The organism is Mycobacterium sp. SMC-11 (genome assembly GCF_046250095.1).
In the GTDB taxonomy this organism is placed as follows: domain Bacteria; phylum Actinomycetota; class Actinomycetes; order Mycobacteriales; family Mycobacteriaceae; genus Mycobacterium; species Mycobacterium heraklionense_A.
This window is the reverse complement of sequence record NZ_CP176430.1, coordinates 2161601-2174974: the sequence shown is the minus strand read 5'-3', so window position 1 is coordinate 2174974 and position 13374 is coordinate 2161601. Positions and strand designations below refer to the sequence as shown.

Annotated in this window: 14 protein-coding genes; 7 read left to right on the top strand and 7 right to left on the bottom strand. The window is 66.7% G+C overall.

The window, feature by feature from the left end; genetic code table 11:
- Window positions 1–566: 566 nt before the first annotated feature.
- Window positions 567–2333, top strand: coding sequence for a molybdopterin-dependent oxidoreductase (locus ACKY0X_RS10130; RefSeq protein ID WP_409429580.1), 1767 nt, complete (start codon window positions 567–569; stop codon window positions 2331–2333).
- 177 nt (window positions 2334–2510) lie between these two features.
- Window positions 2511–2906, top strand: a complete 396-nt coding sequence (locus ACKY0X_RS10125) for a hypothetical protein (protein WP_409429314.1) — start codon at window positions 2511–2513, stop codon at window positions 2904–2906.
- Window positions 2907–2925: 19 nt separating this feature from the next.
- Here the strand turns inward: ACKY0X_RS10125 and ACKY0X_RS10120 are convergent, their stop codons facing one another.
- The 5 genes from ACKY0X_RS10120 to fabG are packed head-to-tail and all read right to left on the bottom strand — an operon-like array spanning window position 2926 to window position 7373.
- Entirely contained in the window at window positions 2926–3489 is a 564-nt protein-coding gene (locus ACKY0X_RS10120; protein ID WP_046283694.1) for a hypothetical protein, read from the bottom strand.
- Between the two features lie 14 nt (window positions 3490–3503).
- Window positions 3504–4223: a GntR family transcriptional regulator gene (locus tag ACKY0X_RS10115; RefSeq protein ID WP_409429313.1), complete on the bottom strand. Its 720-nt coding sequence runs from the start codon at window positions 4221–4223 to the stop codon at window positions 3504–3506.
- 4 nt (window positions 4224–4227) lie between these two features.
- Window positions 4228–5421: an acyl-CoA dehydrogenase family protein gene (locus ACKY0X_RS10110; RefSeq protein WP_409429312.1), complete on the bottom strand. Its 1194-nt coding sequence runs from the start codon at window positions 5419–5421 to the stop codon at window positions 4228–4230.
- The gene (locus tag ACKY0X_RS10105; protein ID WP_409429311.1) at window positions 5422–6639 is read right to left on the bottom strand and encodes an acetyl-CoA C-acetyltransferase; all 1218 of its coding nucleotides are present in this window, start codon (window positions 6637–6639) and stop codon (window positions 5422–5424) included. It abuts the gene before it with no gap.
- On the bottom strand, window positions 6636–7373 hold the full coding sequence (fabG, locus tag ACKY0X_RS10100) for a 3-oxoacyl-ACP reductase FabG (protein WP_409429310.1): 738 nt from the start codon (window positions 7371–7373) through the stop codon (window positions 6636–6638). Before fabG ends, ACKY0X_RS10105 begins: the two co-directional genes overlap by 4 nt.
- A gap of 105 nt (window positions 7374–7478) precedes the next feature.
- Between fabG and ACKY0X_RS10095 the strand changes: the two genes are divergently transcribed.
- Window positions 7479–8657, top strand: a complete 1179-nt coding sequence (locus tag ACKY0X_RS10095) for an acyl-CoA dehydrogenase family protein (RefSeq protein WP_065038934.1) — start codon at window positions 7479–7481, stop codon at window positions 8655–8657.
- A 326-nt stretch (window positions 8658–8983) separates the two neighbouring features.
- Entirely contained in the window at window positions 8984–9631 is a 648-nt protein-coding gene (locus ACKY0X_RS10090; protein WP_409429309.1) for a peptidoglycan endopeptidase, read from the top strand.
- On the opposite strand, the gene ACKY0X_RS10085 is transcribed toward ACKY0X_RS10090, so the two are convergent.
- Complete coding sequence (locus ACKY0X_RS10085) at window positions 9628–10212, bottom strand: class I SAM-dependent methyltransferase (RefSeq protein WP_409429308.1); 585 nt, start codon at window positions 10210–10212, stop codon at window positions 9628–9630. The genes ACKY0X_RS10090 and ACKY0X_RS10085 overlap by 4 nt on opposite strands.
- A 22-nt stretch (window positions 10213–10234) precedes the next feature.
- On the opposite strand from ACKY0X_RS10085, the gene ACKY0X_RS10080 reads away from it, so the two are divergent.
- Window positions 10235–10813 carry a hypothetical protein gene (locus ACKY0X_RS10080; RefSeq protein WP_409429307.1) on the top strand — a complete coding sequence of 193 codons (579 nt, stop codon included), beginning with the start codon at window positions 10235–10237 and terminating at the stop codon, window positions 10811–10813.
- A 21-nt stretch (window positions 10814–10834) separates the two neighbouring features.
- Window positions 10835–12490: a recombinase RecB gene (locus tag ACKY0X_RS10075; RefSeq protein WP_409429306.1), complete on the top strand. Its 1656-nt coding sequence runs from the start codon at window positions 10835–10837 to the stop codon at window positions 12488–12490.
- Window positions 12491–12497: 7 nt separating this feature from the next.
- Here ACKY0X_RS10075 and ACKY0X_RS10070 read toward each other — a convergent pair whose 3' ends face one another.
- Window positions 12498–12893: a hypothetical protein gene (locus ACKY0X_RS10070; protein WP_065038929.1), complete on the bottom strand. Its 396-nt coding sequence runs from the start codon at window positions 12891–12893 to the stop codon at window positions 12498–12500.
- Window positions 12894–13014: 121 nt separating this feature from the next.
- Here ACKY0X_RS10070 and ACKY0X_RS10065 point away from each other — a divergent pair, with 121 nt between their 5' ends.
- Window positions 13015–13326, top strand: coding sequence for a hypothetical protein (locus ACKY0X_RS10065; protein ID WP_409429305.1), 312 nt, complete (start codon window positions 13015–13017; stop codon window positions 13324–13326).
- The last annotated feature ends 48 nt before the right edge of the window (window positions 13327–13374 follow it).

Here is a 13374-nt window from a genome sequence, read left to right as displayed (position 1 = left end):
CACTGCCGGATTACGGCGCGGTGCCGGTCCCGTATAGGTCGTCATCTACCCCTGCCTGGTCACAAGTTTCTACACTGCGCATGCTAGCTGTGTCGCGCTGCAACTGCCCGCGGTGCAGATTGCAATCTCATGGCGATGGCGAAACGCACTTCGCCTCGTCTTCCTCGAATTATGACCGCGTTAGATGAACGGTCTGTAAAGCGCGAGATCCGCGTGAGTTCACTTGCGTCTTGCTCAGCGGAAAACGCTGGTTTGCCCGCCAAAATAATCGCGGCGATCCCAAGATCGCGCCGGTCGGCGCGCCCAACATCGTGCCGGCTGCGGCACGGCGGCCGTCGCGGCCACCAAAATCCGCACTTGCGATACCTGAGTTTCCTGTCAGAAGCCTGCGCATCTCATGTCAGAGTATCGGGTCACGAGCTTTTTCGCGCTACCGTCGAAAAGTGACCACGATTGATGGACAGGGTGCTGAAGGGCAGCTCGACCCGCGGGGTCCCGCGACCTCACCAGCAACGAAAGAGACAACTCGGCCGGTCGACTACTCCGCGGACGTCGTCGACGTCGAGTTGGAGCTCGAACAGGGCTACCGGACCGAGATTCACAAGAACCACAACGAGACCGTCGACGTCGAGACTTACGGCGGCGGTTTCGACCTCAGCCGGCGCGCGATCGCCCCGCATCTGCGTGTCGGCAAAGATAAGTGGTTCAACCTGCTGTGGCTGATCCCGATCGGCTTCGTCGGGCTGGTGGCGATGATCGCGATCGGCAAAGGCATTCGGCACATGCCGGGCATCGAGGATTTCATCGCCAGGTACCCGGGCAGCAGCCCGTCCACCGAAGTCGCCGGTGGCCTACCGGCCTGGGCCGGGTGGACGCACTTCTTCAACCTGTTCATGATGATCTTCATCATCCGAGCCGGCATCCAGATTCTCTGCGACCACCCGCGGCTGTACTTCAGCCGTAACTCCACTCCCGGCAAGGACGAATGGCTGCGAGTGGGGCCGCCGGTGCCCGATGACCCGTACTGGACGGCCAACGCCGATACCGTCGCCCTGCCGGCGCAGTTCGGGCTGCCGGGCTTCCGGCACTCGATCGGGTTGGCGCGCTGGTGGCACATGGGACTGGGCGTGTTGTGGCTGCTCAACGGTGCGATCTTCTACGTCCTGCTGTTCACCACCGGTCAGTGGCGCCGCATCGTCCCGACCAGCTGGGATGTCATTCCGCACGCCGCCTCGGTGATGATCCAGTACGCATCGCTGGACTGGCCGGACGACCACACCTGGACCAACTACAACGCACTGCAGCTGATCTCCTACTTCGTCACGGTGTTCGTGGCTGCGCCCGCCGCGCTGATCACGGCCCTGGGCATGTCCCCGGCGCTGTCACAGCGACTCGGCTTGATCAGCAAGCACATGCGCCTGAACCTGCAGATCGCGCGGTCGCTGCACTTCGTGGTGCTGGTCTATTTCCTGTTGTTCATCCTCGTGCACGTCACCATGGTGTTCGCGACCGACGCATTCGACAATCTCAACCACATGTTCGCCGCTCGCGGATGCGCTGAAGGGGCGGGGCCGGAATGCCATAGCGCTACCGGCTTCTATGTCTTCTGCGCGGCGGCGGTGGTGTGCACCATCGGCTGGATCGCCGCCACGCCGCTCACCCTGCGCTACCCGCGGGTTGTCCAGAAGATCGGCTATGCGCTGATCGGGCCCTTCCAGCGCGCGCTGGAACATCTCAACCCCGAGCCCGGGACCTTCACCGAGGACGACATCTCACCGTTCCACTGGCGCAACGGCCGACTGCCGGAGACCGTCGAGTACAAGGAATACGAGGCAAACGACTTCAAGGACTGGCGGCTCAAGGTCTACGGCCTGGTCGAGAACCCGATGGAGTTCTCGCTGGAGGACCTCAAGGCCCTGCCGTATCACGACCAGATCACCCAGCACATGTGCGTGCAGGCCTGGTCGGGCGTGGCGAAATGGGGCGGCGTGTCGATGTCGACGATCATGGAGGTCGTCAAACCGCTTCCCCAGGCCAAGTGGGCGATCTTCTACTCGATGGGCCTGGGCGCCACCGGCGGCATCTTCTACAACGCACACCCGGTCGACCAGATGTGGCACCACATGTCGATGCTGGCCTACAACATGAATGACCAGCCGCTGCCCTACATGCACGGTCGGCCGCTGCGGCTGCGCAACGAGCTGCAGCACGGCTACAAGCTGGTGAAATGGATCAAGGGCATCGAGTTCGTCGAGAGTTATAAGGAGATCGGCAGCGGCCACGGCGGCTACAGCGAAGACCACAAGTTCTTCGGCCGCCATCAGACGATCTGAGCCGATCCGAGGGAATGCCGGCTCCCGCGGCCTGACAGGAACACCTGTCAGGCCGCGCCGCATCTGCGGAAGTTCCGAGGGGCGGCAGCCCGGTCGCAACGTTGTCGACGGCTGGTCCGCCGAATCGCCCCCCGCGTCGTAGGGTGGCATGAGGCAACTGAACAACGGGGAGAATCCATGCGCAATCGCGGTATCGGAAAGTCAGTCCTGTCGGTGGTGGCGGTGGGGCTCGCCGTGGGTGCGGTGGCCACCGCCTGCGGCGGCTGCGACAGTGATTCCGAGGAAGACACCTACGGCGAGGTCACCCAGGCCCCCGCAGCGCCGGTCGCGCCGACCGCACCTGCCGACAGCGAGGCCGGCGAGTCCGAAACCGGCCCGACCGCGCTGCCGGATGCCCCGCTCACCAGTGCTGCTCCGGTTGTCGAGCCCACCGCAAAACAGGCTCCGGCGGCTTCGGCAGTGCCGCGGGCCCCGTCTGCGCCCGCCGTCCCGGCGATCCCCGCGATTCCGGCGATCCCCGCGATTCCGGCCATCCCGGCGATTCCGGCTATCCCCGCGATCCCCTACCCGTAGGGATCGCACCGGCGAGCGGTCAGATACCGGTCCAGGCGGAGTCCAGCTGCTCGGCCACGTCGATGATCTGCGCCCGCTGGGATTGCGGACTGTCGATCTCGGCTGCCACATAGCTGGCGATGAATCGCCGGATCTCCCCGTCGACGCCGGCGAAGATCCGCAGCAGCTCGCCGCGGATGGACGTCGACGACACCTCGACGGTGATGTCCGAGGACCGTGGTTTGGGCACATCGATGATCAGCAGCAGCGGCTCGGCGGCTCGCGCGGTGGCGTGCAGGGCGATGTCGCCGGCCACGGTGAACCGTTGCTTGTCCAGACGCAGATCGATGAGCAGGTCGATCTCCAGCGGAATGTGGATCGCGAACGTCAGCAGATCCCCCAGACCGCGTGCCACCCGCGGCTCTTGGACCCGCACCTTCGCACTGACTTTGGCGATGCCGCCCGGTCCCTGCCGCATGGCGGGCATCTCGAACTCGTCGCCGGCGATGACGGCGAACGCAGCTGCCACTCGCTCCTCGGTGACCGCGACCTCGAAGAACTTGCGCCCGAACTCTTCGTAAGTCAGGTAATTGTGGTTCTGCATAGGTTGATACAGTCTCACGTCCCCGTCGCCGACGGGCGCTGATCTGTCTGCGCGTCGCGGTCTTCGCGCCCCACCACGCCACGATCGGTCAGGTGCTCGATGAGCGGCATCACGCCGGCCGACAGGTGCTCGGCCATCGCGGTGCGCGCCAGCGTCTGATCGTGTGCCGCCAGCGCAGCGAGCACGCGCCGGTGATCGGCCATGGAGCGTTCCGGCCAACCGGCGATGCCCGGGAAAACCGCCTCGGGCGCATACCGGGTTATCTGCGACATCATTTGGGCCAGCTTGGGCGAGGCGGCGGCCACATTGATGGCCCGGTGGAAATCGTGGTTGAGCCGCACGGTCCGCTCTTCGTCGTCGCCGGCGTAGGCCTGCTCCAGCCGGGACTGGATCTCATTGAGCTCGTTCAACTGCTCCTCGGTGATACCAGCCGCGGCCCGCGCCGCCAGCTCACCGCCCACAAACGCCTGGACCTCGGCGACATCGGCCAGATCACGCCTGGTGACCGGCAACACGACGAACCCGCGATGCGGCTGCTGGTCGAGCAGGCCTTCGGCGCGCAGCTCGAACAGCGCCTCCCGCACCGGGGTGACGCTGATACCCAATTCCGTTGCCAGTTGGTCCAATCGGACGTACTCCCCCGCGGCGTAACCGCCGTCGAAGATCCGCTGGCGCACGAAGCGTGCGACGGCCTCCGACAGTTGCGGCCGGGTGCTGAAGTCGGGAACAGCCATGGTGTCAGATGCGGTAGTCGGCCAGCAGACGCTTGCTGATGATCTGCTTCTGGATCTCGCTGGTGCCCTCGCCGATCAGCAGGAACGGCGCGTCGCGCATCAGGCGCTCGATCTCGTATTCCTTCGAGTAGCCATAGCCGCCGTGGATCCGGAAGCTCTGCTGGGTGACCTCGTTGCAGTACTCGCTGGCCAGGTATTTCGCCATGCCTGCGGCGACGTCATTGCGTTCGCCGGAATCCTTGAGTCGGGCCGCGTTGACGACCATCAGGTGGGCGGCCTCGACCTTGGTCGCCATCTCGGCCAGCCCGAACGCGACGGCCTGATGCTCGGCGATCGGCTTGCCGAAGGTGGTGCGCTGCTGGGCGTATCGGGCCGCGAGCTCAAACGCGCGGATGCCCACCCCGCAGGCGCGCGCCGCGACATTGACCCGGCCGACCTCGATGCCGTCCATCATCTGGTAGAAACCGCGGCCGGTGGTGCCGCCCAGAATGTCGGCAGAACGGGCCCGATAGTCGTCGAAGATCATCTCGGTGGTGTCGATGCCTTTGTATCCGAGCTTGTCGAGCTTGCCGGGGATGGTCAGGCCCGGGACGACTTCACCGAAGCCGGTGGGCTTTTCGACCAGGAACGCGGTCATGTTGCGGTGCGGGGTGTCGGCCCCCTCGTCGGTGTGGACCAGCACCGCCACCAAGCTCGACGTGGCGCCGTTGGTCAGCCACATCTTCTGGCCGTTGATGAGGTAGTCACCGTCGCCGGTGGGTGTCGCCCGGGTGCGGATGGCGGCGACGTCGGAGCCGAGTTCGGGTTCCGACATCGAAAACGCCCCGCGCACATCGCCGGTCGCCATCGCCGGCAGGTAGCGCTGTTTCTGCTCGTCGGTGCCGTGCTGGCGCAGCATGTAGGCGACGATGAAATGGGTGTTGATCACCCCGGAGATGCTCATCCAGCCGCGCGCAAGCTCCTCGACGCACAGCGCGTAGGTCAGCAGGGACTCGCCCAATCCCCCGTAGGCCTCCGGAATCATCAAGCCGAACAGACCCAACTGCCGCATGCCGTCGACGATCTGTTGCGGGTAGGCGTCGGCGCGCTCGAATTCGGCGGCGTGCGGAATGACCTCTTTGTCGACGAATGCCCGTACCGCCGCGATGATCTCGGTCTGGCTCTCGGTCAGCCCCAACGTCTGGCACAGCTTGGTCATTTACGCCACCCTCTCGAACACGGCGGCCAAGCCCTGGCCACCTCCGATGCACATGGTTTCCAATCCGTAGCGCTGCTGGCGGCGGTGCAGCTCACGCGCCAGCGTCGCCAGCATCCGGCCGCCGGTCGCGCCCACCGGATGCCCCAGCGAGATCCCCGAACCGTGCACGTTGGTCCGGTCACGGTCGGCCACCCCGAATCGCCACTCGGCCATGACCGCGAGGGCCTGAGCGGCGAACGCCTCATTGAGCTCGATCAGGTCGATGTCGGCGAGCGTGAGACCCGCCTTGGCCAGGGCGACATCGGTAGCCGGCACCGGGCCGATGCCCATGACGTTGGGCTTGACCCCGGCCAGTCCCCAGGAGATCAGCCGCACCAGCGGCGTCAGGCCCAGCTGCTCGGCCTTGGCCGGGGTGGTCACCACACACATCGAGGCCGCGTCGTTCTGACCGCTGGAGTTGCCGGCGGTGACGGTGGCGTCCGGATCGCTTTTGCCCAGAACCGGTTTGAGCTTGGCCAGCGACTCCATCGAGGTATCGGCGCGGGGATGCTCGTCGGTGTCAATCCGCTGCTCGCCGGCACGGGAGCGCACCGTGACACCGATGATCTCGTCGGCGAGCACGCCGCTGCGCTGGGCCGCCACCGCGCGCTGATGCGAGGTGACCGCGAGGTCGTCCTGTTCGGTGCGGGAGATCTGGTACTGGCGGCGCAGGTTCTCCGCGGTCTCCAACATGCCGCCGGGCACCGGGTGGTACCGCCCACCCGCGGTGGTCCGGCCGCGCGCCAGACCGTCGTGCACCCGTACGCCGTCGCGGCCAGCGCCCCAGCGCATGTCGGTGGAGTGGAACGCCACGTTGCTCATGCTCTCCGCGCCGCCGGCGATCACCACCTCATGCGCGCCACTGCCGACCTGCAGGCAGGCCTGGATCACCGCCTGCAGTCCCGATCCGCACCTCCGATCGACCTGCATGCCCGGAACCGTCACCGGCAGGCCGGAATCCAGGGCGACCACCCGCCCGATCGCCGGGGCCTCACTACTGGGATAACAGTGCCCCAGCACCACGTCATCGATGGCGTCGGCGGGCAGGCCGGTGCGCTCCAGTAGTCCGGTCAGCGCGGCGACGCCGAGCTCGACGGCGGTCAGCGACTTGAACACCCCGCCGTAGCGCCCGATCGGGGTACGAACCGGTTCGCAGATCACCGCCTCGCGCAGAGTCATAGGTGGCGACCGCCGGTCACCTCGAGCACGGTGCCCGTCATATAAGAGGACAAGCCGGACGCCAGGAACAGTGCGACCGTCGCGACCTCGTCGGGTTCGCCGGCCCGGCCCATCGGCACCTCGGCGACCTTGGAATCCCAGATCCGCTGCGGCATGGCCTCGGTCATCGCCGAGCGGATCAGTCCCGGCTGGATCGCGTTGACGCGGACGCCGAGGTAGGCCAGCTCCTTGCTGGCGGCCTTGGTCATGCCGACGATGCCGGCCTTGGCGGCCGAATAGTTGGTCTGCCCGACCATGCCGACCTTGCCCGATATAGAGGACATGTTCACGATCGCGCCGCGCTTCTGTTCGCGCATGATCGCCGCGGCCGCGCGCAGCCCGTTCCAGGTGCCCTTGAGGTGGACTGCGATCACCTGATCGAAATCGTCTTCGGTCATCTTGCGCATGGTGGCGTCGCGGGTGATGCCGGCGTTGTTCACCATGATGTCCAGGCCGCCGAACCGCTCGACGGCGACGCCCACCAACGCCTCGACGTCGGCGGCGTCCGTGACGTCGGTGCGCGCCGCCACCGCGACATCGGCGCCGAGGCGCTGCGCCGCGGCCTCGGTGGCCTCCAGGTTCAGATCGCCGAGCACCACCCGGGCGCCCTCGGCGACAAAGCGCTGCGCGATCGCGAAGCCCAGCCCCTGCGCTCCACCGGTGATCACCGCCGTCTGCCCGTCCAGTAATGCCACGCCGAAACCGTCCTCTACATGTCGTCGTGATGTCGTGCCCACCCGTGGTCCGCAACATCATATTTCATATATGATTTGTGGGCCAGTGCCGAAAGGGGCCGTGCCATGACGACCGCACCTGTTGAAGACGACGTCTTCGCCGAAATCCTGTCCCAGACCCGCCGGTTTGTCCGGACGATGGTCGTCCCGCGCGAACAGGAGATCCTCGACACCGATCAGGTGCCAGACGACCTGCGGCAAGCCGCCAAGGACCTGGGCCTGTTCGGGTACGCGATCCCCCAAGAGTGGGGCGGGCTGGGCCTGAACCTGGCCCAGGACGTGGAACTGGCCATGGAATTGGGCTACACCTGCCCGTCCGTTCGGTCGATGTTCGGCACCAACAACGGCATCGCCGGCCAGGTGCTGGTGGGGTTCGGCACCGATGAACAGAAGGAGCGCTGGCTGGAGCCCATCGCCTCCGGAGCGGTCGCGTCCTTCGCCCTCACCGAGCCCGGAGCGGGTTCCAATCCGGCGGGCCTGCGCACCAAGGCCGTCCGCGACGGCTCGGGAGCGGACGAGACCTGGGTGCTCGACGGGCAGAAACGGTTCATCACCAACGCCCCGCTGGCCGATCTGTTCGTGGTGTTCGCCCGCACTCGGCCGGCAGACGAACGCGGCGCCGGAATCGCGGTGTTCCTGGTACCTGCCGACACCGCCGGGGTCGAAGTCGGCGCCAAGGACGCCAAAATGGGCCAGGAAGGCGCCTGGACGGCCGATGTCAGTTTCTCCGGCGTGCGACTGCCCGCCGCCGCGCTGGTCGGGGGTAATGAGGACATCGGTTACCGGGCGGCGATGACGTCGCTGGCCCGCGGCCGCATTCATATTGCGGCGCTGGCGGTCGGAGCCGCGCAGCGCGCACTGGATGAATCGGTGAACTATGCCGCCACCGCCACCCAGGGCGGCAGCATCATCGGTGACTTCCAGTTGGTACAGGCGATGCTCGCCGATCAACAAACCGGAGTGCTGGCCGGTCAGGCGCTGGTCCGCGATGCCGCCCGGAAGTGGGTCAGCAACGAAGATCGGCGGATCGCTCCGTCGGTGGCGAAGGTCTTCTGCACCGAGATGGCCGGCAAGGTCGCCGATCTGGCGGTGCAGATCCACGGCGGCAGCGGATACATCCGTGGTGTGCCGGTAGAGCGCATCTACCGCGACGTTCGGCTGCTGCGGCTCTACGAGGGCACCAGTGAGATCCAGCGGCTGATCATCGGGTCGAATCTGATCAAGAACGCGAAGCGTTCACTGTAAGCAGCATCACTTTCTGCCCGGAGAACGCCGCGCCACTTGTGTCGATATTTTCGCCGATACCGGCGGTAATGGATATCTGTGCCGCACCCATTGATCAGGCAATTTCATCCTAATAATGCGAATTTGTGACCTTAGAGACCACGCTCAACAAACACATTCGAGGCATCTACCAGCACTTACGGAAATTAACGGTCGCGTTCGCTACATTTTTGCGGATCTACCTGGCGTTTTCCGTTGCGGCGTTACGTTTGACAACATGAATACCAAACGTGATGGGCGCCACAGATTTTGGTAAGTGCAGTTATCCATGGTTAATGTGCTCGGTCATGTTTGGTCTAGAAGCTCTGATGGCGCTCATCCAGCAGGTTTCGGGCACCCCGTACATCGTCGGTGGGAACACTCCCGCGGGTACGGATTGCTCGGGTTTGGCCTCGTGGGTGTCCAACGTCGCCAGCGGCCGGCCGGCCTTCAGCGGCCGGTTCCACACCGCCAACGAGGAGTCGGCGCTGCTGGCCCGCGGCTTCAAGTACGGCACCGCGCCCAACGCTCTGGTGGTGGGCTGGAACAGCCACCACACCGCGGTAACCCTGCCCGACGGCACTCCGGTGTCCAGCGGTGAGCCCGGCGGTGTGAAGATCGGCGGCGGCGGCGCCTACCAGCCGCAGTTCACCCACCACATGTACCTGCCCATGGACGAGGCACCGGCCCCGGAAGCCCCGGTGGAATTCGCCGCCATGGTGGAGCCGGGCCCCGAGCCCGCCGCGGAGCCGATGGCCGAGCCCATGGGCGTCGAGCTACCCGCACCGCCCATGGAGGCTCCCCCGTTCGAGGTACCGCCGATCGAAGCCCCCATGGAGCCGCCGCTCGACATGCCGCCCGGCGAGGCACCGCCGATGGATGCCCTGCCGCTCGACGAGCCCCCGGCTGAGCCCGGCCCCGAGCCCAGCGACCGCGAGGCGCCGGCTCCGGCCTAGTCTCGTCCGTCCGCGTGCACCGACGGCGTCGCCTTGCCGCGTCGCGCCAACAGCCACGCCAAACCGTCCGCTTCACCGTCGGCGAGCAAATCCAGACCGGCGAACGCCGTGCGCAGCTCCCCCGGCGCAGCCCGGAACCGCCCTGCGGTGCTGCCAACCTGACTCAACGCGGTGATCGCCAGCAGTCCGCCCGGAGCCAGCCGCTGCAGCATCGGCGCGTCGAGCCGACTGTCGCGGAACCGGGCGCAGTAAATGACATCGGCCGGCGGCCCGTCCGGGAGGCCGTCGTCGAGATCGACGACGTCGAATCGGCACTGGCCGCCCACACCGCTGCGCAGGGCGAACGCCCGCGCCTGCTCGACGGCGACCGGCGAGATGTCGCATCCGGCCACCTGTAGGCCCCGCTGGGCCAGCCAGATCGCCGCGGCGCCCTGGCCGCAGGCGATGTCGAGCGCGTGGCCGGCGGCCGGAAACGCGTCCGTGAAGCGCGCAAACACCGCAGCGGGCCCGATCCGGTCCGGTGCCGGCGCGCAGCGGCCTGTGTATTTCGCATCCCAGCGGGTGCGGTCCTCGGCGCTCATTGGAATGGACGATACTGCGGGGGTGAAATTACGCCCCCCGATCGCGTTGTTGCTGTTCGTCTTGGGTGGAGCGGCCGGTCTGATCGGTGACCACTCCCACGTCGTCACCGGGACCACCGAGTACCTGTCCCCGTCGCAGGCCGTGCCGTTCATCTGGAGCAGTCCGCTCTATTTCCCGATCCTGGTCGGGTCCGCCACTGTTTTCCTGGCGGAGTTGCGACTGCATCTCCCCTCGCCGCGGACCGCGGTCACGGTGCGTCAGGGGGTGGCTGGTCTGGCCGCGGTGCTGGGCAGCTACGTCGTCACCGCGATGTTGCATGCCTCGCCGGTGGTTCCCCTGACGACATTGATCTGCGCGTTCGCTGCGATCACTTTCTGCGCCTTGGGAGATCGTCCGGCGATCGTCTGCGGCGTGCTGATCGCGGCCCTCGGCCCGGTGGTCGAGATCGGGATCGCGGCGGTCGGCCACTTCCGCTACGCCCCCGGCTCGGACGGGTTGTTCGGGGTGGCGCCGTGGCTGGTGCCGCTGTACTTCGCATTCGGTGTGGTCGCGGCGCTGATCGGTGAGATCGCCGCCGGTGTCACGCGGGCGGCGGACTAGGGCCACTCGGGGAGGGACGCGATGGCACCGGTCACGCTTGGCGGCTACCCGGCAAAACGGTGCGCTCGCGTCACCCATAACGAGTTCGCTCCCGGCACTCCGGAGCCGGCGCCGCCGCGTCCGGACTTGGAGGCACTGCGCAGCGCCGGAATCGAATTCGAGGAACACGTCCTCGCCGAACTCCGGGCACGCTACGCAGACTCCGAGCGACTGCTGCTGCTCGACACCGAGATCGGTTGGACCGAACGCCAGCGCCGCACCGTGGCCGCGATGACTGCCGGTGTCGAGGTGATTGCCGGCGGGAGCCTGCCGGATGTCAACGGCCGCAGGGGCCTTCCCGACGTGTTGGTCAGACACCACGGCGGCTACCTGCCCGTCGACATCAAGAACCACCGCACGCTGGCCCCCGCGAAACGCGCGGAGGTGGAGATCTCGACGCTGTCACAACCCGATCGGCGACTGACCTCTCCGGGCCACAGTGACCACGGTGCACGCTGGCGGGACGACGTCATGCAGTTGGCGCACTACACCCGGATGTTGCAGGATTTGGGTTTTCACTGCGGGGTGAACCGCGGCGGCATTATCGGCAGCTCCGACCTCACTGCCCTACTGGGCGAGAGTCTCGGCATCACCTGGTATGACCTGGAAGCCGAGAACATCGTCACGTATTCGGCCAGCGATCCAACGCATCGCCGACCGCGATCGGCTCTGCAGCGCTATGACCACGAGTTCGCCTTCCGCGTCGACGTCGCGCGGGCCGCGGCGGCCGGACGAGAACTGGTGCGGCCCTATCGGATCGCCGACTGCGGCACGTGCGCCTGGTTCGACCACTGCGCCACGGTGGTCGGCGAGGACGACGCGTCGTTCGCGATCGAGACCGGCCACCTCACGATCCGGGAGTGGCAATACCTGTATCAACACTGTGGCGATGGCGCGGCATTGAGCGTTGCGCAGTTGGCGGCTGTCGATGTGGACGCGCACCTCGAAGCATTCCGCGTCCAGTCCGTCGGCACCAAGATGCCACGGGACCGGCTGGCCAACGCGGTGCGACGAGCCCGGATGGCTTGCGCCGGAATTGATTTCGAGGCGCACGAACCAGGCTCAGCGGCTGTTCCCTGCGCCGATATCGAGGTCGACTTCGATATCGAGTGGGACGATCAGGGCCGGATCTATCAGTGGGGCCTACGTATTCGCGACGGCCAGGACGACTCCACCGCCCGCTACCAACCCGTGTTTTCGTTCGATCCCCTCGACGAGGCCGGCGAAGCCGAACTGGCCGCCGAGTTCGCCTCCCGGATGCAGCAATTGCGAAGCCACGCCGCCCAGGCGGGCAGGTCGCTTCAGGTCTTCCATTGGCATCATCCCGAGATCAGCAGCACCCGCAGGTTCGCCGAGGTCGAGCGGGCACTCGACGGCCTCACCTATGACCTGCGGAAGTGGTTCGACGCGACATTCTTCGTCCGCACCTCGTCGTCGATCAAACAGGTCGCCGGCTTCTTCGGCTTCCGCTGGGAGGTCGACGATCCGGGGGGCCTGGCCTCCCTGGGTGCGGTCGAAGCCGCCCGGGGCAACGGTCCGCAGGCCGACGCCGCCCGCAAGTGGTGTCTGAGCTACAACGAATGTGATGTGGCGGCGCAGGCCGCGATCCGCGACGGGGTGCGTGCGTACCGCCGCTGAGCCGGGTTCAGCCCTGCGTCTTCGCCGTCGGGCAGATATTGCTGCGGGCCGACTCGACCACCTCACCGGCGGTGGGCTTGGCGATCTGCAGGTAGACCGAGACCTGCTCGACGATGAGGCTGGTCGGATGCTTCGGGAACTCCAGGCACGCGGTCCGTCCGGCGGCCAGCCGGCGGGCTTCGGTACCGGGCGGGAACTTCCCGCGGATGGCGTTGAGGTAGGCCATCTCCGCTGGACTCGGGTACGTCGACTGCTGCTGGGTGCACAGCAGGATGTCGGGACTGTTGCCGCAATAGTCCGGATCACGCGGGTTGAGCGGATCGGCCTGAGCGGATGACGTAGCACCGATCAGCCCGGCCAGCAGACCTGCGGCCAGGGCCGCCGCGAGTGCGGTTGATTTCACGTCCAGCGCCTTTCTGTCGCCGCTGACGCTAGCAGCAATCCGAAGCCGCTCGGGCGGACTTGCCGGGTCTGACCGGCACCGGCCACACCGCGCCGGCCCCACCGGCCGTAGCATTGCCGCTATGAGTTGGGCAGCCCGGTTCACCGGACCCTTGGCGATCACCGGTGTGGCGATGGGAGCGTTGGCCGCGGCAGCGCCGGCGCACGCCGACGACGCCAGCTTCATGAAATACCTCAACACCCACGGCTACACCGCGCGCTACGGGAATGACGAGCCGATCTCGGAATCCAGCGTGCGCGCCCTCGGGCACATGATCTGCGAGAACCTGCGGGTGGGCCGGACCGTCGAAATGCAACTCCCGCATTACCCGGCGTGGCCGCAGTTCGGCTTGATCGCCGAGGCGGCACGCCAGGAGTTGTGCCCGGGCGCCTAGCCACTGTCGGCGCTGCGTGTCGGGCGGTCCCGATGCGGGTAATTCGGT